At 63.3% G+C, this 25,749-nt stretch carries 23 protein-coding genes; 11 read left to right on the top strand and 12 right to left on the bottom strand.

The window, feature by feature from the left end; all coding sequences use genetic code 11:
• Window positions 1-19 precede the first annotated feature (19 nt).
• Both EUV02_RS02100 and EUV02_RS02105 read right to left on the bottom strand, forming a co-directional pair.
• A complete protein-coding gene (locus tag EUV02_RS02100) occupies window positions 20-2,389 on the bottom strand; it encodes a TonB-dependent receptor (RefSeq protein ID WP_135244562.1) in 2,370 nt (789 codons plus the stop codon).
• Between the two features lie 214 nt (window positions 2,390-2,603).
• Window positions 2,604-3,965: a TetR/AcrR family transcriptional regulator gene (locus EUV02_RS02105; RefSeq protein WP_135244563.1), complete on the bottom strand. Its 1,362-nt coding sequence runs from the start codon at window positions 3,963-3,965 to the stop codon at window positions 2,604-2,606.
• Window positions 3,966-4,117: 152 nt separating this feature from the next.
• On the opposite strand from EUV02_RS02105, the gene EUV02_RS02110 reads away from it, so the two are divergent.
• Window positions 4,118-5,398, top strand: coding sequence for an MFS transporter (locus EUV02_RS02110; RefSeq protein WP_135244564.1), 1,281 nt, complete (start codon window positions 4,118-4,120; stop codon window positions 5,396-5,398).
• Here the strand turns inward: EUV02_RS02110 and EUV02_RS02115 are convergent.
• Window positions 5,382-6,635, bottom strand: coding sequence for a DUF1254 domain-containing protein (locus EUV02_RS02115; protein WP_207790089.1), 1,254 nt, complete (start codon window positions 6,633-6,635; stop codon window positions 5,382-5,384). The two genes, EUV02_RS02110 and EUV02_RS02115, sit on opposite strands and share 17 nt — an antisense overlap.
• A gap of 187 nt (window positions 6,636-6,822) precedes the next feature.
• Here EUV02_RS02115 and EUV02_RS02120 point away from each other — a divergent pair, with 187 nt between their 5' ends.
• Both EUV02_RS02120 and EUV02_RS02125 read left to right on the top strand, forming a co-directional pair.
• Window positions 6,823-7,941, top strand: coding sequence for a serine hydrolase domain-containing protein (locus tag EUV02_RS02120; RefSeq protein WP_135244566.1), 1,119 nt, complete (start codon window positions 6,823-6,825; stop codon window positions 7,939-7,941).
• 12 nt (window positions 7,942-7,953) lie between these two features.
• Window positions 7,954-8,748 (top strand): alpha/beta fold hydrolase, encoded by a 795-nt coding sequence (locus EUV02_RS02125; RefSeq protein ID WP_135244567.1) that lies wholly within the window; start codon window positions 7,954-7,956, stop codon window positions 8,746-8,748.
• Window positions 8,749-8,862: 114 nt separating this feature from the next.
• On the opposite strand, the gene EUV02_RS02130 is transcribed toward EUV02_RS02125, so the two are convergent.
• Complete coding sequence (locus EUV02_RS02130; RefSeq protein WP_135244568.1) at window positions 8,863-9,495, bottom strand: tyrosine-type recombinase/integrase; 633 nt, start codon at window positions 9,493-9,495, stop codon at window positions 8,863-8,865.
• 234 nt (window positions 9,496-9,729) lie between these two features.
• Window positions 9,730-10,230, bottom strand: coding sequence for a MarR family winged helix-turn-helix transcriptional regulator (locus EUV02_RS02135; protein ID WP_135244569.1), 501 nt, complete (start codon window positions 10,228-10,230; stop codon window positions 9,730-9,732).
• 114 nt (window positions 10,231-10,344) lie between these two features.
• Here EUV02_RS02135 and EUV02_RS02140 point away from each other — a divergent pair, with 114 nt between their 5' ends.
• Window positions 10,345-10,734, top strand: a complete 390-nt coding sequence (locus EUV02_RS02140) for a nuclear transport factor 2 family protein (RefSeq protein WP_166430461.1) — start codon at window positions 10,345-10,347, stop codon at window positions 10,732-10,734.
• Window positions 10,735-10,777: 43 nt separating this feature from the next.
• Window positions 10,778-11,341, top strand: a complete 564-nt coding sequence (locus tag EUV02_RS02145) for a GNAT family N-acetyltransferase (RefSeq protein WP_135244571.1) — start codon at window positions 10,778-10,780, stop codon at window positions 11,339-11,341.
• 291 nt (window positions 11,342-11,632) lie between these two features.
• Here the strand turns inward: EUV02_RS02145 and EUV02_RS02150 are convergent, their stop codons facing one another.
• Genes EUV02_RS02150 through EUV02_RS02170 form a run of 5 tightly spaced genes read right to left on the bottom strand, consistent with a single transcriptional unit; the run spans window position 11,633 to window position 15,367 of the window.
• Window positions 11,633-12,880 carry a flavin-dependent oxidoreductase gene (locus EUV02_RS02150; protein WP_135244572.1) on the bottom strand — a complete coding sequence of 416 codons (1,248 nt, stop codon included), beginning with the start codon at window positions 12,878-12,880 and terminating at the stop codon, window positions 11,633-11,635.
• A 1-nt stretch (window position 12,881) separates the two neighbouring features.
• A complete protein-coding gene (locus tag EUV02_RS02155; RefSeq protein ID WP_135244573.1) occupies window positions 12,882-13,340 on the bottom strand; it encodes a DUF3237 family protein in 459 nt (152 codons plus the stop codon).
• Window positions 13,337-13,780, bottom strand: a complete 444-nt coding sequence (locus tag EUV02_RS02160) for a hotdog fold thioesterase (protein ID WP_243445735.1) — start codon at window positions 13,778-13,780, stop codon at window positions 13,337-13,339. Before EUV02_RS02160 ends, EUV02_RS02155 begins: the two co-directional genes overlap by 4 nt.
• A 1-nt stretch (window position 13,781) precedes the next feature.
• The gene (hpaH, locus tag EUV02_RS02165) at window positions 13,782-14,588 is read right to left on the bottom strand and encodes a 2-oxo-hept-4-ene-1,7-dioate hydratase (protein WP_135244575.1); all 807 of its coding nucleotides are present in this window, start codon (window positions 14,586-14,588) and stop codon (window positions 13,782-13,784) included.
• Complete coding sequence (locus EUV02_RS02170) at window positions 14,585-15,367, bottom strand: HpcH/HpaI aldolase family protein (protein WP_166430462.1); 783 nt, start codon at window positions 15,365-15,367, stop codon at window positions 14,585-14,587. The genes hpaH and EUV02_RS02170 overlap by 4 nt, the downstream gene beginning before the upstream one ends.
• 190 nt (window positions 15,368-15,557) lie before the next feature.
• Here EUV02_RS02170 and EUV02_RS02175 point away from each other — a divergent pair, with 190 nt between their 5' ends.
• From EUV02_RS02175 to EUV02_RS02195, 5 genes are read left to right on the top strand one after another with little or no spacing between them, the layout of a single operon-like run.
• Window positions 15,558-16,199 (top strand): TetR/AcrR family transcriptional regulator, encoded by a 642-nt coding sequence (locus tag EUV02_RS02175; protein ID WP_135244577.1) that lies wholly within the window; start codon window positions 15,558-15,560, stop codon window positions 16,197-16,199.
• A 19-nt stretch (window positions 16,200-16,218) separates the two neighbouring features.
• Window positions 16,219-17,097, top strand: coding sequence for a VOC family protein (locus tag EUV02_RS02180; RefSeq protein ID WP_135244578.1), 879 nt, complete (start codon window positions 16,219-16,221; stop codon window positions 17,095-17,097).
• Window positions 17,094-18,569: an aldehyde dehydrogenase gene (locus EUV02_RS02185; RefSeq protein WP_135244579.1), complete on the top strand. Its 1,476-nt coding sequence runs from the start codon at window positions 17,094-17,096 to the stop codon at window positions 18,567-18,569. Before EUV02_RS02180 ends, EUV02_RS02185 begins: the two co-directional genes overlap by 4 nt.
• A gap of 11 nt (window positions 18,570-18,580) precedes the next feature.
• Window positions 18,581-19,444, top strand: coding sequence for a fumarylacetoacetate hydrolase family protein (locus tag EUV02_RS02190; protein ID WP_135244580.1), 864 nt, complete (start codon window positions 18,581-18,583; stop codon window positions 19,442-19,444).
• Window positions 19,347-20,696 (top strand): cytochrome P450, encoded by a 1,350-nt coding sequence (locus tag EUV02_RS02195; RefSeq protein ID WP_135244581.1) that lies wholly within the window; start codon window positions 19,347-19,349, stop codon window positions 20,694-20,696. Before EUV02_RS02190 ends, EUV02_RS02195 begins: the two co-directional genes overlap by 98 nt.
• A gap of 268 nt (window positions 20,697-20,964) precedes the next feature.
• Here EUV02_RS02195 and EUV02_RS02200 read toward each other — a convergent pair whose 3' ends face one another.
• Together EUV02_RS02200 and EUV02_RS02205 are read right to left on the bottom strand one after the other, a co-directional pair.
• The gene (locus tag EUV02_RS02200; protein WP_135244582.1) at window positions 20,965-23,298 is read right to left on the bottom strand and encodes a TIR domain-containing protein; all 2,334 of its coding nucleotides are present in this window, start codon (window positions 23,296-23,298) and stop codon (window positions 20,965-20,967) included.
• A 281-nt stretch (window positions 23,299-23,579) separates the two neighbouring features.
• Window positions 23,580-24,071, bottom strand: coding sequence for a hypothetical protein (locus tag EUV02_RS02205; protein ID WP_135244583.1), 492 nt, complete (start codon window positions 24,069-24,071; stop codon window positions 23,580-23,582).
• A 115-nt stretch (window positions 24,072-24,186) separates the two neighbouring features.
• Between EUV02_RS02205 and EUV02_RS02210 the strand changes: the two genes are divergently transcribed.
• Window positions 24,187-25,527: a metal-dependent hydrolase family protein gene (locus tag EUV02_RS02210; protein WP_243445736.1), complete on the top strand. Its 1,341-nt coding sequence runs from the start codon at window positions 24,187-24,189 to the stop codon at window positions 25,525-25,527.
• Window positions 25,528-25,749: the final 222 nt, after the last annotated feature.

Below are 25,749 nucleotides of genomic sequence, written 5' to 3' on the forward strand. Positions count from 1 at the left end.
CACCGCGCTCCGCCCCGGCCTAGTAGCGGAAGCGCACGGTCAAACCATACATCTGCGGATCGCCGAGTGACGCCGTCAGTGCGCCGGTGGCGCCAACCCCCGGCGAGACGGTGGTGAAGTATTCCTCGTCGAACAGGTTCTTCGCCCAGACATAGGCGTCCCAGATGCCGCTTTCGGCGCGGATGCCAATGCGCGCGTTGACCAGATTGAGCGGTCCTGAAATCGTGTAGATCGAGTTGGCAGCCGTCGTGTTGATCGATGACCGATAGCTCCAGTCGACGCCAACATAGGCTGTCGCCGGCATCGAGCCGAGGTTCAGTGGCTGGTCGAATTCGCCGCCCGCTGCCGCAGCCCATTCGGGAACGCCGGGCAGCTGGGTGTTGCTGAGGTCGCATGACGGCTTGGTGGCATTCTCCAGACCGCAAGGGCCGGTGGGGAAGCTGTCATACTTGGCGTTATCGTAGGTCAGCGAGCCGTAAAGGCTCAGATTGTCGAACGGCCGCGCCTGTATATCGATTTCGACGCCCTGCGAGGTGACCTTGGGCACGTTCGCCAGATAAAGGACGGCGTGGTCAACGTCGTAGGTCTGCGCCTGATAGTCGTTGTCCTCAATATAGAAGAGCGCGGCATTGAACGTCAGGCGCCGGTCGAACCACTGACTCTTCAGGCCGATTTCGAAATTGTTCAACGTTTCGGTGGCGACCACTGGCGATACGCCCGGCGGCAACTGGATAAGATTGAGCCCGCCCGAACGGCTGCCGCGCGAGTAGGTGCCATAGACCATGAGATTGTCGGCCGCCTGATAGGAAAGGTTCGCCATGCCCGACAGCGCCCCCTCATTCACACTGACGTTGAAGTTTCCCGGGCTCGCGAAGCCGTTGCGGATGGCCGAAAACAACGGTGGGAAGCCGGTGAGCGGCACACCGCCGGCGACGGTCGCGCTATAGATGCCATCCTTCCAGTCATAGGTGTAGCGCAGCCCACCGGTCAGGTTGAGCTTGTCGTTGATGTGCCATGTCGCCTGGCCGAAACCTGCGAGGCTCTGTGTGTGATAGTGGTTGGCGGTGGTTTGCGTCACCCCGTTAAGCACCAGCGCGGGCAGGAACGGGCTGACGAACAGCGACATTGCGGCGTTGCCGTAGCCGATTACCAGATCCTGATCGATCTTCTCGTCGAAGAAGAACAACCCGCCGACATAGTCGATTGTGTTGGTGCCGTTCGAGGCGATGCGCAATTCCTGGCTGAACTGATTCTGCTGGTCAGCGTTGTTGGCCGACGTAAAGGCGCTCATCGGCGTGAAATCGAGATCGTTCTGCGGCGCCCAGTTCCAGAACCGCCACGCCGTGACCGAGGTCAGCGTCATGCCCGACAATGTCCAGTCGACTGCCATCGAAACACCGCCGGTCTCGCCAAAGGCCGAAAGTGGCGAATTGGTGTTCGCCTGCCGCGCGAACGGATCGACGACCGGCGTGTAGCCAAAGGGCTTCGATAGCGCGACGAAGTTCTTGCCGTTCGACGGGGTGACGATGTTCGACAGCACCTGGTTGCAGCAGGCCACATCCTGCTTGCTGTAGTCGCCGATCACCCGGACGGAGATGTCGCTGGTCGGCGTGAACAGCAACTGGCCGCGCAGCGCCAGATTGTTGAGATCGTTCTGCTTTTGGTCGTTATACAGATTGACCAGCGTGCCGTTGCGTACCGTGACCGCCCCCGACAGGCGCAACGCCAGCTTGTCGGCGACCAGCGGCCCGGAGACGCTGGCCTTCCCCTGGAAATAGCCATAGTTGCCGATGCTGACCTCGCCGCCGGCGTGCAGGTCGAACGTCGGCTTGGCGCTGGTCACGACCACTGCGCCGGCGGTGGTGTTCTTGCCGTACAGCGTGCCCTGCGGACCGCGCAGGACTTCGATACGCTCGATATCGATCAGGTCGAAGGTCGCGGTGCCGGGCCGGTTGAAATAGACCTGGTCGACGTAAAAGCCGACGCCGGGGTCTAGGCCGTCGCTGGCCAGCCCGATGTTGTTGCCCAGGCCGCGGATGTTGATGCTCGAGTTGCGCGGATTGAAGGTCGTGAACTGCGCCGAGGGCACGAACGTCAGCGCCTGCTCGATGGTGTTGGTGTTGGTCTTGCGCAGCAGATCGCCGCTGAGCACCGAAATGGCGACCGGCGTGGTCTGCAGATTCTCGGAACGGTGGCGCGCAGTGACGACGATTTCGTCATAGTTGGTCGCGTCGGCGGACGCCGTTTTTTCGGTAGCAGCCGCGTCGGGTGCCGCCACTTCGGCCGCATGCGCGGCAACCGGTGCCCCGATCGCCAGCAAGCTGACCGTGCCTGCCAGCCAATGGCGGTGCAGGCGACGCGTGGCGTTTGCCTGATTGTCCGTGACCATGACCCTGTCTCCCCGCGGTGCGGACGGTTGACGGTCTGATGCCGCTCGACGTCCTATGTTTTACATATGAGTATCTATTCGCACCGATTCGCGGGGGACGTCAAATTGTTTTTACAATTGAGTATCACTGCGCCCTGCAATGAAATATACAGGTTCGACACGCCGTGCCGCAGTGATCGGAATCTTGGGGCGGCGCTGAGCCAAGCCTGAAGTGTCAGATGGGCTTCAAACCCAATCGCAGGACATCGACAACCTCGGTCGCAATCTCGGCGCGCCGTTCTGCACTGACATCGAGCAGTCCCTTCGAGAGCCATGACGGCCCACCCGGTATTACCGTCAACAGCAACCGGAGATTAATCGCGCGCACTTCGCCTTGCGATTGCAACTTGCTGTACCGGCTCTGCCAATCTGTCGTCAGATTGCGTCCTACTGCCGCCAGCAGCGCCCTGTTTTCGGCCGAAAGCGCGCCAAAGCCGAGTGTCGGCCGCAGTGGCTCGATATCAGGCCGCAGCAACGCAATGGCATTGGCGCGCAAAACGCCGACGACGAGATCCATTTCGCTGAATCCGGGCTGCGGACGGTCAAAGGCATTGTTTTCGATAAACTGCCCAATGCGGTAAACGCGTTCGTAACACGCTGTAACAATAGCGTCTTTATCGCCAACATGGTGATACAATGTACGCTTGGTGGCGCCGAGCTCGGCCGCAATTTCATCGAGCGACGTAATATCGACGCCTTTGCGGTTGAACAGTCGCGACGCGGCTACCAGAATCGCTTCACGCTTGCCTTCGGCAAGCCGTTTGCGATCAAAGGCCGCGATATTCTGGACGAGCAGCGGATCAAGGTCGATCGCCAGTGCATTTACCGGTCGGCCGCGGTCGGAAGCCCAGCCGCTTGCCAGTAGGTCATTGATGCCGGTGATGATCTCCTGCCGATCGACCGAATTCGCGCCGAACAGTGTCGGCGCCCAGGACATTGTCAGCGGTATCCAATGGATAAGGCTGACAACCGTGCGGGCCAGGATCGGGAAGTTACCGTGGCGTATCGCGCCGGCCTTTGCGCCGGCCTCGAGAATGGCGGCCAGCCTTGCCACGATCCCTTCGTACACTGCCATTACCGTTTCACGGTCGGTCGGGCGCAGCACGCCGAGTTCCGTCAACGCGGCGAGTTCGGGTTCGTCCGGATTCAGTGACCGCGCGACAAAATGCTGCACAACCTCCAGCGCCGAGCCAGGCATCACAGCAGCTTCGCCAAGGTGACGGGCGAGCCGCTCGCAGGACCGGCGATAGACCTGAAAGACGAGGTCCTCGCGGTCATCGATGTAATAGTATAGCGCCGCCCGCGACACTTCGAGCGTGTCGGCGATTTCGGCAAGCGACGTCTGCGACACACCGCTGGCGTTGAACTGCCGCGCCGCCTCGTCGAGCAGCGAGTCGCGCCGCGATGGCGACGTCTTGCTATTGGCTTTCGCCGGCTTGGCAGGGGTTTTGGCCATCAGGCTCCGTGGTGATTCTGCACGATACGGCTTGGCGCCGGAAGGACCGTGTGGAGCCCTCCCATAGCTGCTGCCCAACACAGGCGCACGATAATTCCATTCTGCGCGGCAACTTCAAGCAGCAATGGCACGGGTTGCCAAGCATGTCTGCAAATGAGTATCATAATTCCCTTATACGTCACAAAATGCACCGGCCAAAGCGGTCGGAGCAATAGCTACAGGGGAGCGAAGTCATGGCCATGGCGAAAGACGAGTGGCGCCGCGGATGGCCGACTTTGCTCGGGTCGACGCTGGGTTTTGCCGCCGGAGTCGGGCTCTACACCAATGCCAACGGCTTCTTCATCAAGCCGCTTGCCGAGGCGTTCGGCTGGTCTCGCGGCCAGATTTCACTGGGCGCAGCAGCGCTGCTGGTCGGGTTGGTCGTCTACCCGTGGCTGGGCAAGGCGGTCGACCAGCGCGGTCCGCGACCGTTCATCCTGGCCGGCGGCATCCTGTTCGCGATCGCCTATCTGCTGCTGGCGCTGATGCCGGGACCGTTCTGGGTCTATATCGCGATCGTGGCATTCATCGGTGTGAGCGCGGGGCCGTTGACGACGACATTGGTGTTCACAAGATCGCTGGTCAGCGTTTTCGACAAGTCGCGTGGCCTGGCGTTGGCGATCTCAGTCAGCGGCAACGTCATTGTCGGCATCGCGGTGCTGCCAGTGCTGCAACATGTCATTGCAGCCTACGGCTGGCGTGTCGGCTATGCAGTAATGGCCCCGATTTCGCTCGCGCTTGGTCTCGCGTCATTTTTCATCCTTGGCTACCGCCCTGCACACGCGCCGGCGACGTCTGATGCGGCAACCGTGTTGCTACCACAAGCAGCAGGACATAGCCTGCGCGAGGCGGCAACCGATGTGCGGTTCTGGCTGCTGGGGCTCTCGATGGTCAGCATCAGCGTCGCGGTGGGGGGCTTTGCCGCACAGCTACAGCCGCAGCTTTCCGATCTCGGCGTGCCCGGTGCAAAGGCTGCCGTGCTCGGCGCCTGGTATGCCGGCATCGTCGTTGTCGGGCGCATCGGCTGCGGCGTGCTGCTTGACTGGCTGTGGCCACCGGCAGTTGCGAGCGCCGCGCTGGTCTTGCCGGTGGCGGGTGCATTGATGCTGATGGTTGATGCGCCGCCGTTCTGGACCATTGCTGCCGGCGCATCGCTGATTGCCTTGTCACAAGGCGCTGACGGTGATGTGCTTGGCTTCTTCATCGTCCGCTATTTCGGCCTCAAGGCCTATAGCGTCATCTTGTCGGTGTTGGGCATGGCCTGCGGCATCGCGCTGGCGCTCGGCGCCGTGCTGGGCGGCTATAGTTTTGACCGCACCGGCGACTATCAACTGATGCTGGCCAGTGTCGCCGTGCTCAGCCTGATCAGTGCGGTCGCACTCTTCGCATCGGGTATCGTCCGCGGCAAAAGTTATGCTGTGCCGACCGACGAGGTCATGCGCGCCACCGAGGCGGGCTTTACGCCGCAAGCGTGATTTGAGGCAGGCGGTAGTCACCTTGCAACAGCGCGGTGCGCGGCAGATATGCACGCATGTTCAGCCGGAATTTACCCGCTGGCGCCGGCAGCCAGTTCGACTCGCGTGCCGTCCCAGGGTGGTTGTGCCCGATCCAGATATCGAGCGAGCCGTCGGCATTATACGCCAGACCGGGCGTGCGGTCGCCGATCGAGAAGCGATTGAGCGGGTTTTCGGTAAAGAAGAACTGCCCGTCGGGCGTCACCTCGTACATGCTAAGCGACCAGAAGGCATCGACCGGCACCATCTCGCCGGCGGCAAAGTGCAGGCACCAGTCCTGCGTGCCGTCGAACAGCACGCCGGTCGCACATACGGGGGTCATGTACATTGCCTCCTCCGGAGTCAGCGCGGCGAGCCCGACCAACGCGACAACCGCTCGAAATGCGTAGCTTTGACCGAAATTGCCTAGCTCGGTCGCCGGATAGGACCAGCCTCCGACGACACCGCCGCCATTGCGCGCGAATTCGCGCAGCTGCTGTCGCGCATCACCGACACCCAGCGCCACAGCTTCGGCTTCGGCGGCCGAAAAACGACCGGCATCGAAACTGCCGGTGCCTAATCCCAACAGTGCAATCCGGCGCAACAGCGCAAGGTCGGTCACCGGGGGGCGATTTGTCGCCATCAAGGTATCTACACTGGCGAAATAGTCCTGCCAGGGCGCTGATCGTTCGGCGAATTCGGGGCTCATGGCGTGTGCCGGACCCTGCATCGAAAGGCCCGATTGAACAGTGCGGGCCGCCGCAAGGTCGTGCGGGCCATCCACCAGAATGCGCGCCAGAACCCAGACATCGTTGGTCGGCGACCTGACGATATTGCCACCGTCAGCCGCATCCCCCGGGCCGATAATCCGGAATGCTCCGCCGTCAGGTCCCGTGGTGCGCGTCCCGAGAATTGCGAAGTTGTTGGTGTAGGCATCCATCAGCGCGACCGACAGATAGCGATCGCCCGACGCCGGCACGACCAGCGTCACCGGACCCTGGCTCAAGTCGAGCTGCGCGCTCGAATAGAGCGTATCGTTGTTGGGCATGGTGACGTCGCGGGCGCGATGGTCGAGCAAGTCGCGGACATGCGCCAGCGTGTTGAGCTGGCTGCCGCGCCGGGCCAGACGCGACCGCGTCGTGGCCATCTCGATCAGCGGCAAACCATAGAGCCAGGCCTCGCATGCCGCGTCGCGCAGCTTGCGGAGGCTGGATGACATCGGCTCTGCAGTGGCGGAATCCATTTTCGGGCCTCCTGAAATCTCGCTGATTTCGGTGCGATTGAAGAACGGGACGCTAATGCAGTGCCGAATTCTACGCAATAGGTTCATACGATACCATAATGTAGAATTGCGCTTGACGTTCGGGCTGCGGCATTGCCACAACATGCACGCAAGGGAGACACCAATGACAGGCAGCATCGTGCATGGTTTCGCACTGGATAAATTCGCCGGGGTGCGCGACGCGATGGAGGTAAACTTCGCCAGCGGTGCTGATCTCGGCGCGTCCTTCGCCGCCACGATTGACGGTGAAACCGTGGTCGATCTATGGGGCGGCTGGGCCGATGCGGCGCAGACCCGGCCATGGCAGGCCGACACCATCGTCAACGTCTATTCTACGACCAAGACGATGACTGCGCTGACCGCGCTGCTGCTCGCCGACCGCGGTGAGCTCGATTTCGACAAACCGGTTTCGCATTACTGGCCCGAATTCGCACAGGCCGGCAAGGCCGACGTCAAAGTCAGCCACCTGATGAGCCATTCGGCCGGACTGCCAGGTTGGGAAACGCCGATTACCACACAGGATCTTTATGATTGGGATAAGGCGACCGCGTTGTTGGCGGCGCAGGCGCCGTGGTGGGAACCGGGAACGGCGCCCGGCTATCACGCGCTGACGCAGGGCTACCTTGTCGGTGAAGTGATCCGGCGCATCACCGGCAAATCGGTGGGAACGGTGTTCCGCGAGGAGATTGCCGAGCCGCTGGATGCTGATTTTCATATTGGCTTCGGCCCGGTACATGACGCACGTGTCGGCGAGCTTATTCCACCCTCCGGCGCGCCGCAGGCGATAACCGCGCCGATACAGCTGCGTGTTTTCGGCAATCCCGTCAACGACCCGCGCGAAACCGCAACGCGCGCCTGGCGCGCCGCCGAAATTCCGGCGGCCGGCGGCCACGGCAATGCCCGCTCGGTTGCCGAAATCCATATGCTGTTGGCCAATGGCGGCGTCGCCAAGGGTAAACGCCTGCTGTCCGAAGCCGGTTGCCGCAAGGCGCTCGAATTGCAGATCGAAGGCCATGACCAGATTCTAGGCGTTCCGGTTCGCTACGGCATGGGGTTCGGCCTGCCCGGCGCGCTGGTGCCGCTCCCCAATCCCAACACCATCTTCTGGGGTGGCTACGGCGGCTCGCTGATCATCATCGACATGGATGCCCGCGCGACCTTTGCCTATACAATGAACCGTATGGACCGGACGATGATGGGTGACGGCCGGGCCTTCGCGCTGCTGATGGCGATGCGGCAATAGGGGGATGTCGGCATGGAATCGGTCTTCGTCACATATGACAACGGGCGCGATGCCCAGCTGGTAACGCTGGAGGTCATGACACAAGGCGCGGGGCCATTGGTGGTCTTGATCGCATCGCTTGGCCGGGGTGTGACCGATTTCGCGGATCTTGCCGCGAAGCTCGCTGCGGCAGGCTATAGGGCCGCATCCACGAACCCGCGCGGCATTGGCAATAGCACCGGTCCTGCCGCACAAACGATGGCGGACTTTGCCATGGACGTTGCGCAGGTGGTCAAGACTCTGTCACCGGCTGGGCGGCCCGCAGTTTTGATTGGCCACGCTTTTGGCAACCGGGTTGCCCGCGCCACAGCGACATACCACCCTGATTGCGTATCCAGCTTGATCTTGTTGGCCTGCGGCGGTCAGGTGCCCATTGCACCGGCCGCCGGCAAGGCCTTGCGCGACGTATTCGACGACAGCTTGTCGGAAGAAGACCATATTGCAGCGGTTCGGACCGCATTCTTTGCACCCGGCAATGACCCCGAGGTCTGGCGCGACGGCTGGTATACGGCGGTGGCCCAAGCTCAGCAACTTGCGCTGCACGCTACTCCGACTGAAAGCTGGGTAGGTGGCGGCACTACGCCGTTGTTTGTCATTCAGGCCGACTGCGACGCTATTGCGCCACTGGCGAACGCCGAAGCGCTGCAAGCTGCCCATCCCGACAGAGTCAGCATCGCCACTCTGCCACTCGCTGGCCACGCAATGCTACCCGAACAGCCCGAAGCTTTGGCCAATATTGTTCTGGAGCGGCTCCGAGCGATCGGCTGAAAAGCCGCGCCGCGGGCGCAAAGCAGCCCGACCGCTAACGGCGTTCGCTTTAGCAAAATCGAATGTCGCAAATGGAGCGCACCTCCGTCAACCGGAGGTGCGCCCTAGGGCATATCATAGTTCAGTGTGCTCGGAGAGCGTCAGGGCATCTTCAATATCGACACCCAGATATCTGACCGTCGTTTCAATCTTGGTGTGTCCGAGTAGAATCTGGACTGCGCGCAGGTTGCCGGTTCGCTTGTAGACCAGTGCGGCCTTCGTCCGACGCAACGAATGCGTGCCATATTCATGTGCAGGCAGACCTACGGCGGTTATCCACTCATCGACTAATCGGGCATATTGACGGGTACTGATGTGACCGGCGGGATCGATCCTGCTCGGAAAGGCATAATCGTCAATGCTCCCACCGCGTCGCTCCAGCCAGTTCAGCAAGCTGGTCCGTGTGGGCTCCAGCAGTTCAAACTGAACTGGTCGTCCGGTCTTCTGCTGAATGATCGTTGCCCGATTGCGGATGCTGCCATTGCTAACGAGATCGCCGATCGCGATTTTGACAACGTCGCAACCGCGCAGCTTGCTGTCGATCGCCAAGTCGAACATCGCGCGATCGCGCAGGCGGCCTTCATGCTCAAGGAAGAACCGAATGGCCCATACATCTCTGGGTTTCAGCGGCTTCTTGGCACCCACCATTCTGCCGGCGTTCCACGCCGGACGGTTGTCAAAAGTTGGTTCGTAACGCGTATGTCCCATGGTCGTTCTCCAGGCGAGCAAGACGCCCGCGGGAGATAACGTGGGAACGAATAGGTGCGTCTTCAGCAGGCGACTTTGGGGCCGGCTACTGCCTGTCCGGTTTCGGTCGATCGTGCTGGGATAGCTGCCATAGGTATTTGCCAAACCGGGCTGGCGGCTAACGAGCGCTTCATTCCTTCCGGAAAATCGCTTCGTTACGGCCCACGGCCTTCAATTTCTTCCTGCCAGGCGTCGCTAGCCGCGGAAATCGGCCGGAATCGGGCAGTCGGTGCAAACGCGGTCATCGCATAGGCGACAGAGGTTGCAGCGATCGAGGTCGGTGGTCTCCATCGATGCGAGCAGCTTGTGCAGAAGTGCGGCCAAGGCTTCATGCTCGGTACCCGTCAGCGGTTCCAAAAGCGGTCGAATGGCGGCAAGTCGTCCCAGTAGCAGTTCTTCGCGAAGGGTGTGGCCCCGTTCGGTAAGGTAAAGCGCCACTGCCCGCTTGTCGCGTCCTTGGCGGCGCTCGACCAAGCTGTCGGCCACAAGCCGGTCCACAAGGCGCACTGAACCCGGGTGGGACAGCCCAAGGATGCGCCGCAGTTGGTCATTCGATGGACCCAGGCCATAGCCAATGACGACCACTGCCGCGGGTGTTTCGCCGGCGTGGCTGAGGATTTCCCGCGCAGCCGCCTCGATACGATCAGCGACGGCAAGCCCGACAACGCCGAGCAAATTGGCAGTACGATCAATCATGATTGAGAGAGTATGTGCGGCGCGCACATTTTACAACTTGACATTATGTGCGCTGCGCACATAATTTTGGCGGTACAAGGTCAAGCCCCCTCAATTTCGGCAATGGAGTGCGCCATGAACGACAGGTCTGCAGTATCGCTTACCCCAGAGCACCAGGATTTCTATGAGCGCTTCAAATCCTTCTGGGCGGCGCCCACCGGCCCGCGCGTCGCAGAGCTGATCGCGCCAGACGCCACGATCCACTTCACGGGTGCCGGGACATTCACCGGGGCCGACTATGTCGACGTCATGCAAGGCATGCTCGATACGATGGTCGATATGAAGGTCACACCGCTCGACTGCGCGGGCAATGGCGATCGCTTGTATATCTCTTGGGAATCGTCGGCATTGATCGATGGCCAGCGCCGCAGCTGGCTTGGCGTCGATCGCTTTCGCCTCGCCAACGGGATGGCGATCGAGGAGCAGGTGATTTTCGACTCCGCAGTGCTCCAACCCGCGGGTTAAAGTGACACCGGTGATGGGCGATGAACCGTCGTGTTGGTGATCAATGACTGCGTATGAAATCAAGCCACTCGATGCGGCCACCTGGCCGGACTTCGCACGCCTGGTCGAAGCGAACAACGGCGTCTGGGGTGGGTGCTGGTGCATGTGGTATCATCGCAAAGACGCTGGAGAGACGCCCGAACAGAAGCGTGCGGCGAAGGAGCAGCTCGTTCGTGAAGGTCGTGCGCATGCCGCGTTGGTCTTCGATGGCGACACCTGCGTCGGCTGGTGCCAGTTCGGGGCGCCCGCAGAGCTTCCCTGCATCCATAACGAGCGCGCCTATTTCGCGACCAATCCTGCGCTTCCCGACTGGCGCATCACTTGCTTCTTCTCCGGTAAGGGCTACCGTGGCAAGGGCGTCGCCGAAGCTGCGTTGCAGGGTGCGATTGGGCAGATCAAAGCACTCGGCGGTGGCCGCATCGAGGGCTATCCCGAAGACACCGAAGGGCGAAAGGCCGCGCCGGCCTTTCTGTTCAACGGTTCGCTATCGACGTTCGAGCGCCTTGGATTTGAGCGGTCGCGGCTCATCGGCAAGCATAAGTGGGTTGTAACTCGAACAATCCCCTGACGGCTCGAAGAGCTCCAAAACACAGGTCGGCTACCGAAAGCATGACCCTGGGCCACAATCTCCTGCAGAAGCATGTGGTGTCCGCTGTCGCGATGCTCTCGAACGGAATCGAATGTCTCGAATGGGGCGCGTTGCCAGCTAGACGCATTTTTGACCGAAGTGGGGCCGTTAGCGGTATGGCAGCTTTCGGGATTATCGACACGCATAGCTGCCGATCGAGAGGTCGTCTCGCAACGATCTGAGTGCAACTCCTGCGGACGGGTCGCTAAGTTGCTCAGCTGGCAAAAACCATCAGCCTGGATTCAGGCTGCTCCGCGCATTCAGGATCGCCGGGTCAAACCCAGCAGTCGCTTTGTAGCCGGCGGCGATTTCAGCGCGCTCTGTCATTGGTAGCACCGTCGCGAGGTCTGTGCCGGGAGAGCGCAGGCGTTCGGCCGCCAGGTCGAGGACGCGGTCGGGACCTTGCGCGCGGTTCATCAGCACGATCCGCGCCGTTGCTTCGCGGCGGTCGGCTTCGTATTGAACCAGCGCGTCTTCAACCGTCTCGCAGGCGGCGAGGTGGAACGCCATCACCCGCGCATCGATGATGCCCTGCGTCGCGCCGTTCGAGCCGATCGGATACATCGGGTGCGCGGCATCGCCCATCAGCGTCACGCGGCCGAACGTCCAGCGCGGCAGCGGATCGCGGTCGACCATCGGGAATTCATAGATCGGCCCCGATGCCGCGACGATGGCGGGCACGTCGATGCCGGGCCAGCGCCAGTCCGCGAACGGCGGCAGGAAGTCGGCGCGGTCGCCCGGCCGGTTCCAGTCGCGCGGTGGCGGCGCGCCATCTGCGTCGCGCTTGAGGTCGCAGATCCAGTTGAGCCGGCCTTTGCCGATCGGATAGGCGACGAATTTCTGCGCCGACCAGCCGGCCCAGATCATCGCCCTGCCGCCCAGCGGCGCGACGACCGGCGACGTTGAACGCCAAAGCGTGATGCCGTTCCAGCGCGGCGCGCCTTCATTGGGGTAATAGTGACGCCGTACCGCCGAGTGGATGCCGTCGGCGCCGATGAGCAGGTCGGCTTCGACGCTGGTGACGGCGCCGTTGGCGCGGTCGGCGAAACGCACCTGCACGCGGCCCACGTCGCGTTCGATGGCGACGAGTTCCTGGCCGAGCCGCACCGCATCGACGCCCAAACGTTCACGTACCTTGGCGAGCAGGAACATCTGCAATTCGCCGCGATGGATGGCGATTTGCGGCCAGTGATAGCCCGCCGCCAGCCCGCGCGGTTCGTGCCACACCGGCTGGCCGTCGGCTGTCAGGTAATGCAGGTCGGTGATCGCGACGCCGATATTCAGCAGCTCGTCGATCAGGCCGAGGTCAGCAAGTTCACGCACCGCATGCGGCAGCAGGTTGATGCCGACGCCGAGCGGTGCAGGCTGCGCCACCGCCTCGTACACCGTCGGCCGAAACCCCGCGGCGTGCAGGCTGAGCGCCGCGGTCAGTCCGACGATGCCGGCGCCGGTGATGGCAATATCGAGGTCACGGTCCATGTCAGGCGATCATGAAAATATCGAGGTGGACGCGGTCGGCGCGGCGTTCGCCGGTCGTCACCGCGAGCAGCCGGTTGAGATAGGCCAGCGCGGGCGCGGCGGTGCGGAAGCGCATCGCGGTGCGGAAATAATAGTCGGCCGGGTCAACCGCCTCGCCGCGCGCCAGCCGTGCCAGCACTTCGGCCGGCCCGGCGCGCAGCCCGCGCGAATCGACCTCGACATGGCCGCCGCCGAGGTCGAGGACATAGCGTGCGCTGATCTCGAGGCTGCCGTCGGGTGCGATGTCCTGCCAGTCGGCACCGCCGGGCAGCACAACGCCGTCATGATTGCCGCGCACGCTGCCGCCGAGGATCGGGATATAGCGCCGCTGCATTCCGTGCAGGGTGCCGGCGTCGACGGGTGCGCCGACCGCCAGCTCGAACTGCAGCATCGGCGTGCCGGTCAGCGCCACCCCCGTCATGCGCGCGCCACCGGAATCACCGCGATGGTCAGCCGCGACAGGCAGACCAGTCGGTCTTCGTCATCGGTGATGCGGATGCTCCAGATCTGGGTGGTGCGGCCCAATGCGTCGGCAGTCGCGGTGGCATGTACATGGCCGGATTTGACCGGGCGAACGTGGTTGGCGTTGATCTCCAGCCCGACGCCGATATGCGTTGCGGGGTCGAGTGTTAGGTTCGCGGCGAGCGACCCGACGGTTTCGGCAAGCGCCACCGACGCGCCGCCATGCAGGCGGCGGTGCGGCTGCACGGTGCGGTCGTCGACGGGCATGCGGGCGCGGACGAAATCATCGCCGACCTCGACGATTTCGATGCCGAGATGTGCCGCCAGCGAATGCGCCTCGCCCGCCGTCAGGACCGCGGGATCGAGGTTGTCGCGTTTCCAGATGCGCGCGCCGGCCACCTCAGACGAACCGCAGCCCGATGCCGCCGAGCGCGCCGTAATCCGCGTGGAACACATCGCCGGCGTTGGCGAACACCGGCCGCGTGAACGACCCGCACAGCAGTATATCGCCGGAGTTGAGGCTGATGTCGAACGGCGCGAGCTTGTTGGCGAGCCAGGCGATGCCGGTAGCGGGGTGGTTGAGCACGCCCGCGGCCAGCCCGGTCTCCTCGATGACGCCGTTGCGGTATAGCATGGCGCCGACCCAGCGCAGGTCGACCGCATCGGGCTTGACCGGGCGGCCGCCGAGCACGACGCCGCCGCACGCGGCATTGTCCGAAATCGTGTCGAGTGCCTTCATCGGCTTGCCGGTCTTTGGGTCGACCGGATCGACGCGCAGGTCGATGATTTCGAGCGCCGGGGTGACATAGTCGGTCGCCGCGAGCACGTCGAACAACGTCACCCCCGGCCCCTTGAGCGGCCGCGCCAGCATGAACGCCAGCTCGACTTCGATCAGCGGCTTGATGAAGCGTGCGACGGGCACATCCGAGCTTTCGGCGAACAGCATGTCGTCGAGCAGACTGCCGTAGTCAGGTTCGTCGATCGACGAATTGGCCTGCATGGCGCGCGACGTCAGCCCGATCTTGTAGCCGATGGTGCGCCGTCCCTCGCCGCGCTTGATGTCGAGCCACGCGGTCTGGATGGCATAGCCATTGGCCATCGTCATGCCGGGGAAGCGCGGTGCGATCTGCGGGATGCGGACCTTGCTGCGTTCGGCTTCGTGGAGGTCGCGCGCCAGCGTCGCGATGTCTTGCGGGGAAATGGTCATGACTGTCCTTTCGCGGCACCGAGCAGCGTTCGCGCCTGTTGCACCACGTTGCGCCCGGCCATGATGAAGTTGAAATCGCCAACCAGCGTGATGAAGCGGAAGCCGAGCTCTGCCATTCGCGCCGCGAACGCCGGGCTGGCAGTGTGGATGCCTGCGGTCAGGCCGTTCGCCGCGCACGCCGCGACAATCGCGCGGTAGGCGTCGAGCATGTGCGGTTCGTCCTTGTCAAAGCCCTGGCTGCCACCGAGCGCCAGCGACAGGTCGGATGGCCCGACATATAGCCCGTCGAGCCCAGGCGTCGCGGCGATTGCCGCGAGATTGTCCAGCGCGTCGCGCGTTTCAATCATCGCGAACTTGAGCAACTGCGCTTCGGCCACCATGCCGTAGTCGAACCCGGCGTAAATCATCGCACGCGTCGCCCCCGAGCTGCGGATGCCGAGCGGCGGATAGCGGCACGCCGCGACAAAGCGCGCGGCATCGTCGGCGGTGTTGACCAGCGGGCAGATCACCCCCATCGCGCCGGCGTCGAGCGCCTGGCCGACCAGCGTCGCATCATTGGCGGCGAGTCGCACCAGCGGCGTCAGCGGCGTTGTCGAAATTGCCTGCAGCATCGCCAGCATGTCGGGATAGCCGATCATACCGTGCTGCATGTCGATGGTGAGCCCATCCCAGCCCAGTGAGGCCATGACCTCCGCCAGAAAGCCGCCGGGAATCACCGACCAGCCGTTGAGCACGGTCTGTCCGCGCGCCAGTTGTTCCCTGACCTGGATTGCCTTCATGCGCATCTCCCCGTTTGAGCCTGGTCATTTTTTGGCCATTGGCCCGGCGTCGTCTTGCCGTGGGAGGAGATGGCACAATTCGCCGGAAGGCTTCAAGCAAAAATAATGAGCTTACTCATTTTTCTATTGACTCCGGTAACGCCTGAGTTAGCTTTGGGCACAGAAAACAACGAACAGGAGAGGTCGGCCGGTGGCCGTCGCAGCACTAAGCCGCAGAGAGCAGAACAAGCACGATAAGCGTGCGCGGATTACCGCGGCAGCGCGTGCCCTGTTCGCGCACAAAGGCTTTGCTGCGACCACCACGCAGGAAATCGCCGATGCCGCCGGCGTCGCGGCGGGCACGATCTTCACCTATGCGCGGACCAAGGACGACCTGCTGATTCTGGTGTTCCACGACGAGATGCTCGACGTGGTCGAACGCGCCCGCAAACGCGCCTTGCAGCAGCCGCGGCTGCGCGATCAGGCGATCGCCTTCTTCAACGAAATTGCCGATTATCACGAACGCGACCTGCCGCTCGCACGCGCGCTGATGCGGCAGCTGAGCTATGTCGAAAGCACTGACCAGCGCGCCCTGGTGTCGCAACTGATGCGGCGGCTGACGGGCCATCTGGCGAAGCTCATCGATGCAGCGAAAGCCACCGGCGAAGTGGCTGCCAGCCGCCCGCTGACGGTGGCGGCGCGCACGCTGTTCGCGGTGTATTTCCTGCACCTCAACGGCCTGCTCAACGGTTACCTCGACCGCGCGCAGTTCGAACGCGCGCTGACCGCGGATTTCACGCTGGTACTCGCGGGGTTGGCGCCGGCGCGCGCCGCCAAATCAAAAATCCAGTAACCACCCGGGGAGGTGACAAATGAGCGGCGTAACGGAATTGGGCTATGTGCGCCTCGGGGTCTCCGACCTTGCCAAGTGGCGCGATTTTGCCGGGCGGCTGGTCGGGCTGGAGGTCGGTGCCGACTCGACCGACGATGTCGTCTATCTGCGTGCCGATGCGTGGCACCACCGGCTGATCCTCGAACGCGATGCCAGCGATGATATCCTCGCCGCCGGCCTGCGCGTGGCCGGTCCGGGCGAGTTCCGCGCGCTGCAGGACACGCTGCGCGCCGCGGGCGTCGCCTTTGAAGTTGCCGATGCCGAAACCGCCGGCAGGCGCTGCGTGCTGGAGATGTTGTCGCTCAGCGATCCGGCCGGCAATCCGCTCGAAATCTTCCATGGCCCGCGCGTCGATACGCACCGGCCCTTTTATCCCGGCCGCGGCATGTTCGGAAAGTTCGTCACCGGCAACGGCGGGCTGGGCCACATGATGCTGCGCCACGGCGACCTCGGCGAAATGCATGCCTTTTACACGTTGCTCGGGATGCGCGGCAGCATCGAATACAAGGTGCCGGTCACGCCCGAATTCACCGTCGAAATCCTGTTCATGCACTGCAACCAGCGCGATCACAGCCTCGCGTTCGGCTTGCCGTCGCAGCGCCGCGTCAACCACATCATGTTCGAAGTCAGCGAACTCGATGACGTGTTCCTGGCCTTCGCCCTGCTCCGCGACGCCGGCTACGAAATCGCCATCCTCCCCGGCAAGCACGCCAATGACCAGATGTTCTCGTTCTACTGCATCTCGCCGTCGGGGTTTCAGGTCGAAATCGGCTGGGGCGGCCGTCCCGCCAGTCACCAGTCCGAATATTATGTCGGCGACACCTATGGCCATGAATTCACCGCCGGGAGGCCCGCATGAGCGGCGCGACCAAGCTGCCGCCGCAGGCACATTTCATCGACGGCAAGTTCACCCCCGCCGCTTCGGGCGCGACGTTCGACGCGGTCAATCCGTACACCGAAACCGTGACCACGCAGGTCGCGCGCGGTGACGCCGCCGATGTCGCCAACGCCGTCGCGGCCGCCAAGGCGGCGTTCGACGATGGTGCCTGGTCGCGCGCCCCGGCGTCGTTCCGCCGCAAGGTGTTGTTCAAGGCTGCCGACCTGATCGAGGCACGCTCGGCCGAAATCATCCGGCTGCAGACGCTCGAAATGGGCGGCCCTGTCGGCCCGGCACACCCCGGCCCGCACCCGATCATGTCGCGCTCGGCCTGGAACCTGCGCTTCTTTGCCGAGGAGCAGGAACAGGCCGGCGACCATGCCTTCAACCGCGACGACAGCCTGCTGACCTACACGATGAGCGATGCCGCCGGGGTGTTCGGTCTGATCACGCCGTGGAACGCGCCGATCATGCTGTCGACATGGAAGATGGCGCCGTGCCTCGCCTATGGTAACTCGGCGGTCCACAAGCCGTCCGAACTGTCGCCGCTGTCGATCAAGATCCTCTGCGAAATCTTCGCCGAGGCCGGCATGCCCGACGGCGTCTACAATGTCGTCCAGGGCCTCGGCAAAGAAGCCGGCGTCGCGCTGGTCGAGCACAAGGACGTCATCGGCGTGTCGTTCACCGGCTCGCCCGGTACGGCGCGCGACATTGCCGCGCGTGCCGCGCCGCAGCTCAAGCGCACCTCGTTCGAACTCGGCGGCAAGTCGGCGAATATCATCTTCGCCGACGCCGATCTGGCGAAGGCGATTCCCGGCGCCGCGATGGGCATTTTCATGAACAGCGGCCAGGCCTGCGTCGCCGGCTCGCGCATCCTCGTGCAGCGCTCGATTTACGACGCCTTCCTCGAAGGATTCGCCAAGGCGGCGTCGATGTGGAAGGCCGGCGACCCGTCCGACCATGGCACACGGCTCGGGCCGCTGGTGTCGAAGGGCCAGTATGACCGCGTCACCGGCTACCTCGATCTGGCGCGGCAGGAAGGCCGCATCCTGTTTGGCGGCGGCCGTCCGGCGGGGCTCGACACCGGCTATTTCGTCGAACCCACCGCCATCGTCGATGTCAGCCCCGACGCCCGTGTCTGTCAGGAGGAGATTTTCGGCCCCGTCGCGACCATCCTGCCGTTCGACGATGCCGATGACGCGCTCCGAATCGCCAATAACTCGTCCTTCGGGCTGGCGGGCTATGTCTGGACGCGGTCGCAGGACACAGCACACTACATGAGCCACCGAATGCAGACCGGGATGATCTGGATAAACTCGGGCTTCGACCGCGATTTGCGCCAGCCGTTCGGCGGCATGAAGAACAGCGGCGTCGGCCGCGAAGGCGGCAACCTCAGCCGCGAATTCTTCACGACGACGCGCTTCGCCTCGTTCCCGCTGACACCGCGCAAGTAAGGAAAACGACCATGCATGTTTTGGAAGGTGAACGCTTCGAGCAGCGCCGCATCCTGTTCGAAGGCCGCCCCGAGTGGGTGACGGTCGACGGCGACGAATTGCGCCTGATGGACGGGCGGCGCGTCGCCGAGGCGGCGGCGGTCTATCTGCCGCCGTGCGACCCGACGAAGATCATCTGCATTCACCTCAACTACGATTCGCGGCGCGTCGAATTCCGCGCCCCCGAACTGGTGACGCCGACCTATTTCCAGAAGCCGACGACAGCGCTCAACGCGCACCGCGGCATGCTCAACCGGCCGGCGAACACGCAGTATCTCAACTATGAAGGCGAGATCGCCGCGATCATCGGCCGGCCGATGAAGAATGTCGCACCCGAAGACACATGGCACTATATCGCCGGCTTCGCGCCCGCCAATGACGTCGGTAGCCAGGACTTCCGCGATACCGACGCCGGCGGCATGCTGCGCGTCAAAGGTATGGACGGGTTCTGCCCCGTCGGCCCCGGCATCGTCCGCGGCGTCGATGTCCGCAAGTCGACGCTGCGTACCATCCTCAACGGCAAGGTCGTGCAGGAAGACGCGGTCGCCAACATGACCTTCGGCATCGACTATCAGCTCGCCGACCTGTGCCGCCACATCACGCTGCTGCCCGGCGATATCGTGTTGACGGGCACGCCCGCCAACTCGCGACCGATGCAGCCCGGCGATGTCGTCGAAGTCGAAGTCACTGGTCTCGGCCGGCTGACCAACCGCGTCGCCGACATTCCGGCGCCTGCGCATGATGTCGGCCACCAGCCCACCGACAGCGAAGCGGTGCGCCGCGTCGCGCTGGCGGGTGACTGGTGGAAAGAACAGGACGCGCTGCAGCGTTCTTAATTTTGGGGAGTGCCGCGCCATGACCGCCTATGCCATCGAAACCAACCTGCTCGACCCGGATATCTTTCCGCAGGCCAAGGGCCCACCGCACCACCTGTTCGATGCCTGGCGCGCCAGCGATCCGGTACACTGGAATCCGCCCAACCCCGCATACACCGGCGGCATGCCCAATTCATCGGGCGTGAAGGGATTCTGGGTGCTGACCCGCTATCACGATGTCTTCGACGTCTCCATGAACCAGGCGCTGTTCACCTCGCATGACGGTATCGTCCTGTGGGATGTTGAAGGTGCCGAGCTCGAACGTCAGCGCGCCAATTTCATGGTGATGCAGCCGGAAGCGCACAGCGCGGTGAAGAAGGTGATCATGCCGCCATTCATGCCGCGCGCGCTGGCCGAACTGTCACCGGAGATCGACAAGCTGGCGGCCGAGATCGTCGACCGGGTCGCCCCTCGTGGCAGTTGCGAATTCGTCTTCGACGTCGCCGCGGTCCTGCCGGTCCACACCTTTTGCGAGCTGATGGGCATCCCACCGCAGTATCGTGACCAAGTGGCAGCCTATGGCAATGAAATGGCCGATGTCGAAAGCCGCGCCAACATTTCGATGGATCCGATGATCGGCCTGTTCGGCCTCGCCCAGCAGATGGCCGAGGAAAAGCGCCGCAACCCCGATGGCCGGCTGCTCAGCGTCATGGTCAACGACAAGACGCTCAATCTGGACCCGATGATGATCAACCAGTTCGTGCTGGTGTTCGCCATGGCCGGGCATGAAACGACGCGTTCGACCGCGGCACATTTTCTCTATTTGATGAGCCGCCACCCCGAGCAATATGCCCTGCTGCGCAGCGACTTTGATGCGCACATCGACAATGCTATCGATGAAGTGCTGCGCTTTACATCGACGACGACAAATTTTGTCCGCCATGCCGTTGCCGACACGATGATCGGCGATCAGCAGGTGCGAAAAGGCGACAAGATCTACCTCTCATACGCCGCCGCCAACCGCGATCCGGCGGTGTTCGCGGATCCGCACCGCTTTGAGATCACCCGCGCCAATGCCAAGCGCCACCTCGCCTTTGGCGCCGGCCCGCATATCTGTGTCGGGGCCCGTCTCGCCCGCATGCAATTGAAGGCGCTGTTGCAGCAGGTCGTCACTCGCCTACCTGATTATGCGCTGGCGGGCGAGCCCGAATGGCTGCGCTCGATATGGTTCAACGCCATCATCCGCATGCCCGTGGCGTTCACCCCGGAATAGCGGCTCGCGCGCGACATACGCGACCAAATCGCAGTGTGCCACCACGGCAAGCTTGTACTCACATGTCCGGTTTCAGGGATATGGTGGACGACCTTGAACTGCACAAATGGGGCGCGTTGCGGCATAGGCATCATTCTGACCGGAACGGGGCCGGAAGCGGAATGGCAGCTTCCCGGCGCAGATATGCGATTAGCTGCCATTCGATCAGTTTCTCGACCAACGCGCTGCACCACGGCGGAGCCGATGCCCATTGCTGTGGCGAGTGAAACTATTTTAGCACAGCTGGTTCAAACCCCGCGAGCTTGCGCTGCTTGTTGATCTCGGCACTGCAGCGCCCCTTGATCGCCTCGAACCGCGGATCGCCGTTGAGCGGTGCGAGCAGCTTGTCGTTGCCAATCCAGGGAAAATCACAGACCCGCCACCAGGCGGTATTAACGCCGCGTTCGAGCTTGGCCAACGCCCCCGCGCGGTCGCCTTCGGACAGCAGCAAAGTTGCCCAATTATTCGCGTTCACTGACGCTGCCGTACCGTTTGCTTCTGCGCGGGTCATGCGCGCACGCGAGAAATTCCGAAGTGCGCGAGCGTCGGCCGGGCGCCCTACACTGTCGAACGCGCTGGCGAGAGTTGCGGCGCCAAAATGCTCAGCAACAGGCGCCGCGAGATAGGCATCTACGTTGGCAAACGCCTCATCGAAGACACGTACCAACTCGGTCGGCTTATCGATTTGCATCAACGCAAACGCCAGATAGCCAAGCTTGATGGGGTCATTCCAAGTCGCCGCGCCGTCCTTGAGGGCCATGTCGGCGACCTGCCGCCACTGCTTCGCAATTGCCAACGCTAGATAGGGAGACCGAGCCGTCAATTCGGCCGCTGTCAGGCGATCGTGAGCGAACATGCTCAACAATGCATTCTCTCTAGCCTCCTTTGCATTGGTCATTTGGGGGTTGCGTGCCAAGGCCGCATTGGCGGACAAAAGTCCCCGCGCAAATTCGCCCGAGGTGAGCGACAGTGAACTATCAACGAAATCGCCATCCGCCGGATTGGGAGCAATGGCACGATAGTGTCGGACGACCTGCCGCGCGTCCTGAAAACGGTCGCCCTGTGTATAAGCGATCACAAGATTTTGAACAGGCTTCGCCCAAAGCGGGTCGCTGGCAACGGCCTTTTCGAGTTGCGCAATTGCCTGATTGGTCTGGCCATTCATGGCATAGGTTCGCCCCAGCCAATAGCGCGCTTCCGAATTGTCGGGCTTCAATGTCACGGCACGATTCAGCGCCAGGATTGCAGCTTCGAGGTCGTTCATCTGGGTCAGGACAAAGCCCATCGCCATGTAAGCCTCGGACAGATTTGGATCGAGCCGAATGGCGGTTTCGGCGTCACGCTTTGCTGCGGGCATAGCGCTGAAAGGCAGGTCCAAATACATTGTAGCTAGCGCCGCGCTGTGCGCGCGCACAGCATAAGCAGGTGCGTAGCCCGGTGCGAGCGCCACCGCTTCATTCGCCAGAAAGCGCGCTTGTGCGATTGAATCAGCCTGCCGAGTCCGCATTAACTGGCGCGCGACTAGTACCTTTTCATACGCCGCCGCAGGCACCTTGGCGTTGCTGGCGGCCACCGGCGCGGCAATCCCGCCCAGTGGCCCCGCCAATTGCATTGCAACCGCCTGCGCCACCTCCTCCTGCACGGCGACCACATCGGCGCCGCTGCGGTCGAACGCCTGGCTCCAGATCTCGCTGCCATCGGCGGTGTCGATCAGCCGCACCGAGACCTTGACGCTGTCGGCGCCGCTACCACCGCGTACGCTGCCCTCCAGCAGCCGCGTCACGCCAAGCTTGTCGCGGGCGAAATCGGGGTTAGCGCTGTTGTCGCGGATCGCGCGCGCGGTAGTGCCTCCTAGCACCTTGAGCCGCGCATCATGCGCCAGTGTATCGAGAATTTCCTCCGCCAGTCCTTCCGCGAAATACGCCTTGCCCTTGGCTTCGGACATGTCGGTGAACGGCAACACCGCGACGATCGGCTTAGCTGCCGCGCCAAATTTAGGGCCGAGGAGAAACCAGGCGGCGCCGAGCACAGCGACTAGCACCAATGCCGCAATCAGCCAGGGCATGAAATGCAGTGGGGACTTGGGTTTTACTGCTGGCGCCGCGACTGGCGCGCTGCCCGCAACGCGTGCAATGGCCGCGACCAGCGCCGCCAACTTCGGATCGCTCGCTCGCCCACGCCAGATCGACAGATCGATCGCCTGCAACTGGCGAAATCCCAGCGGCGGCGGGGTAGTATCGAGTTGAACCGGCACCAGCCGCTTGCGGTCACGCCCGGCACCGGCCTCATCGCGCACCCATGCCGACCCGACCGACGACGCCGACCATGCGACGACAACGACGTCGGCGGCGTCAAGCTCGCGCGCGATGTCGTCGGAAAAGTCCGATCCGCCTTCGATCGCGGTATCCCACCAGACCTGGTGCCCGGTCGCCGTCAGCGCCTCGGCGAGCTTCGCAACGCGCGCCCGGTCGGCGCGCGCGTACGACAGGAAAACACGCGGCGGTTGCGGTGAGTTCAAGACATTCCCCCGATTTGTGTCACCACCGTAAAGGACAGCAGCCACTGCGCATAGCCCTCCAGCCTAAGATGCCTGACCGAGCAAATCGACGCATTGCGTCAACGGCAGGTTGCGGGAATTCCACAATACCCGTAGTGACGTGAATGGAGCGCGTTGCGGCCTAGGCACTTTTCTGACCGGTTTGGGGCCGATAGCGGAATGGCGGCTTGCGGATAAAAATTCGCGAATAGCTGCCGCGGAGGTCGGTTGGACGCGGGCCTACACTAGACAAACTGGCTGAACCGATTCACCCCCGCCCAGTGCCCGCTTCTCGCAGTTCGCTTGGCTCAGTGCGCAATCACCGCCACAACGCCAGAGTCGCACAGCCGCTGCAGCGCGCGCGCCTGTTCGGCGATGATCGCCTGCAGTCCGGTGACGATGCGCGGATTTTCGAGCAACCCGCCGCGGTTGGCGAGCCCGCCGCGCGGGCCGACGAGCAGCAGATCTTCGGCAAGCAGCTCGTTGACGATGCGGCGGACATTCTCGCGCGGCAGGCCGGTTGCTGCGGCGATCGCGCGGCGCGAGATATAGCCGATGTCGCTGCGTGGCAGGCGGACGTCGCCGCGCACCGGACCGGACAATTCGGGCGCGCGCATCAGCCGCTGCACCGTCGCGGTGACGATCACCAGATAGACGAGCAGCTTCGCCGGCCGCATCCCGAACGTCTCCGACATGATCGCGTGCTGCGCCAGGAACGTGTTGAGCGTGGCATAGGCGGTGGTGCGCCGTTCGGCTACAAGCTGTTCTGGCTCGACAGTGACATGCGGTCCTGTGGTCACGGCGGGCTCCCGGTTGACAACGCGGCAATATTGGCCCGATCCGGGTCACTCGGCAAGAGGCGCCGGGGCCGAGCTGTGCGATACTGTCGGCTCAGGCAAGATGGGGCTCGCGACGATGGCAAACCGGATAGCGCGTGCGGTGGTGGCAGCGTTGCTTTCGACGCCTGCATTGGCGCAGACGTCGCCCGAGACCTTGTTCACCAACGTCCGTGTGTTCGACGGCAGCGGCGCGCCGCTGACCGCGCCGACCGCGGTTCTGGTGCGCGGCAATACGATCGCCGCGATCGGCGCAAGCGCGACGAGCAAGACCGCGACGGTGATCGACGGACATGGCCGCACCCTGATGCCCGGGCTGATCGACAATCACGTCCACATCACGATGGGTGCGAGCAGCCAGGCCGATCTGGTCGATCCCAGGGTCACGCCCGAAATGCTGCAGGCGCGCGGGCAGGCGGAGGCAGAGGCGATGCTACTACGCGGCTTTACCGCAGTGCGCGACATGGGTGGACCAATCTTCGCGATCAAGGCGACGATCGACAGCGGCAAGTCGGTTGGTCCGCGTATCTGGCCGAGCGGGGCGATGGTGTCGCAGACGTCGGGGCATGGCGACGGGCGGCTGCCGAACGAGCGCTCGCGGCGCTGGGGCGGTGAAGTGTCGCGCGGTGAGCTGCTCGGCGCCTATTACATCGCCGACGGTCGCGCCGAGGTGCTGACCGCGGTGCGCGAGGACCTCCGCGCGGGGGCGTCACAGATCAAGGTGATGGCGGGCGGGGGTGCGGCCAGCGCGTACGACCCGCTCGACGTCGCACAATACACGTTCGACGAACTGCGCGCGGCGGTCGAGGCGGCGGACGACTGGAACACCTACGTTACTGTCCATGCTTATACCCCCAAGGCGGTGCGGCGTGCCGTCGATGCCGGGGTCAAGTGTATCGAGCATGGCCAGCTGCTCGACGAGGCTACGGTCGAGCTACTCGCCGAAAAGGGTATCTGGCTGAGCCTGCAGGTGCTCGACCCCGCGCCGCCGACCGCACCGGAGTCGACGCGTGCGAAGAAGCTGCAGGTCGTCGACGGCACCGATGCTGCGTACCGGTGGGCGAAGCAATATCATGTCAAACTGGCGTGGGGGACCGACTTCCTCTTCAACGTCAAACAAAACGTCAACCAGGGCAAGGACATCACCAAGCTGGCGAAATGGTTCACCCCGCCCGAGATCCTCAAGATGGTGACGCACGACAACGCCGAATTGCTCGCGATGTCGGGGCCGCGGACGCCGTATGCCGGCAAGCTGGGAGTGGTCGAGACCGGCGCGCTAGCGGACCTCATCCTCGTGGACGGCGACCCTACGCATGACATCAACCTCGTCGCCGATCCGGCGAAGACGTTCGTGGTCATCATGAAGGACGGCAAAATCTACAAGAACATCACTACGGGCGGGGTCAACAGCGCGCGATAGCACCCTGCGAAACGAGATTGCCGCCGGATTAGTGGCAAACGACGTAGCATCCGTTCGCGGATGTTGCCCGGTCGGCGGCGGCTCATGAACCCAGTCGTCGCCGACCGACGATCGACTGTGTTGTGAATCGTCGACCGTTGATTAGGCGCAGCGGACGTTCAAGCGGGCAGGACTTGGTTGAGCCAAGGCTTGACTCCAGAGCAATACCGAAGGTGTCCGCAG

It is taken from the genome of Glacieibacterium arshaanense, assembly GCF_004681125.1.
Classification (GTDB): domain Bacteria; phylum Pseudomonadota; class Alphaproteobacteria; order Sphingomonadales; family Sphingomonadaceae; genus Polymorphobacter_A; species Polymorphobacter_A arshaanense.

Coding starts and splice junctions, on each gene's coding strand:
- EUV02_RS02150 (WP_135244572.1), bottom strand. CDS start 12,880: ATGGACCGTGACCTCGATATTGCCATCACCGGCGCCGGCATCGTCGGA.
- EUV02_RS02210 (WP_243445736.1), top strand. CDS start 24,187: ATGGCAAACCGGATAGCGCGTGCGGTGGTGGCAGCGTTGCTTTCGACG.
- EUV02_RS02110 (WP_135244564.1), top strand. CDS start 4,118: ATGGCCATGGCGAAAGACGAGTGGCGCCGCGGATGGCCGACTTTGCTC.
- EUV02_RS02170 (WP_166430462.1), bottom strand. CDS start 15,367: ATGAAGGCAATCCAGGTCAGGGAACAACTGGCGCGCGGACAGACCGTG.
- EUV02_RS02135 (WP_135244569.1), bottom strand. CDS start 10,230: ATGATTGATCGTACTGCCAATTTGCTCGGCGTTGTCGGGCTTGCCGTC.
- EUV02_RS02100 (WP_135244562.1), bottom strand. CDS start 2,389: ATGGTCACGGACAATCAGGCAAACGCCACGCGTCGCCTGCACCGCCAT.
- EUV02_RS02120 (WP_135244566.1), top strand. CDS start 6,823: ATGACAGGCAGCATCGTGCATGGTTTCGCACTGGATAAATTCGCCGGG.
- EUV02_RS02185 (WP_135244579.1), top strand. CDS start 17,094: ATGAGCGGCGCGACCAAGCTGCCGCCGCAGGCACATTTCATCGACGGC.
- EUV02_RS02195 (WP_135244581.1), top strand. CDS start 19,347: ATGATGTCGGCCACCAGCCCACCGACAGCGAAGCGGTGCGCCGCGTCG.
- EUV02_RS02140 (WP_166430461.1), top strand. CDS start 10,345: ATGAACGACAGGTCTGCAGTATCGCTTACCCCAGAGCACCAGGATTTC.
- EUV02_RS02115 (WP_207790089.1), bottom strand. CDS start 6,635: ATGTCATCCAGCCTCCGCAAGCTGCGCGACGCGGCATGCGAGGCCTGG.
- EUV02_RS02145 (WP_135244571.1), top strand. CDS start 10,778: ATGACTGCGTATGAAATCAAGCCACTCGATGCGGCCACCTGGCCGGAC.
- EUV02_RS02190 (WP_135244580.1), top strand. CDS start 18,581: ATGCATGTTTTGGAAGGTGAACGCTTCGAGCAGCGCCGCATCCTGTTC.
- EUV02_RS02130 (WP_135244568.1), bottom strand. CDS start 9,495: ATGGGACATACGCGTTACGAACCAACTTTTGACAACCGTCCGGCGTGG.
- EUV02_RS02155 (WP_135244573.1), bottom strand. CDS start 13,340: ATGACGGGGGTGGCGCTGACCGGCACGCCGATGCTGCAGTTCGAGCTG.
- EUV02_RS02125 (WP_135244567.1), top strand. CDS start 7,954: ATGGAATCGGTCTTCGTCACATATGACAACGGGCGCGATGCCCAGCTG.
- EUV02_RS02180 (WP_135244578.1), top strand. CDS start 16,219: ATGAGCGGCGTAACGGAATTGGGCTATGTGCGCCTCGGGGTCTCCGAC.
- hpaH (WP_135244575.1), bottom strand. CDS start 14,588: ATGACCATTTCCCCGCAAGACATCGCGACGCTGGCGCGCGACCTCCAC.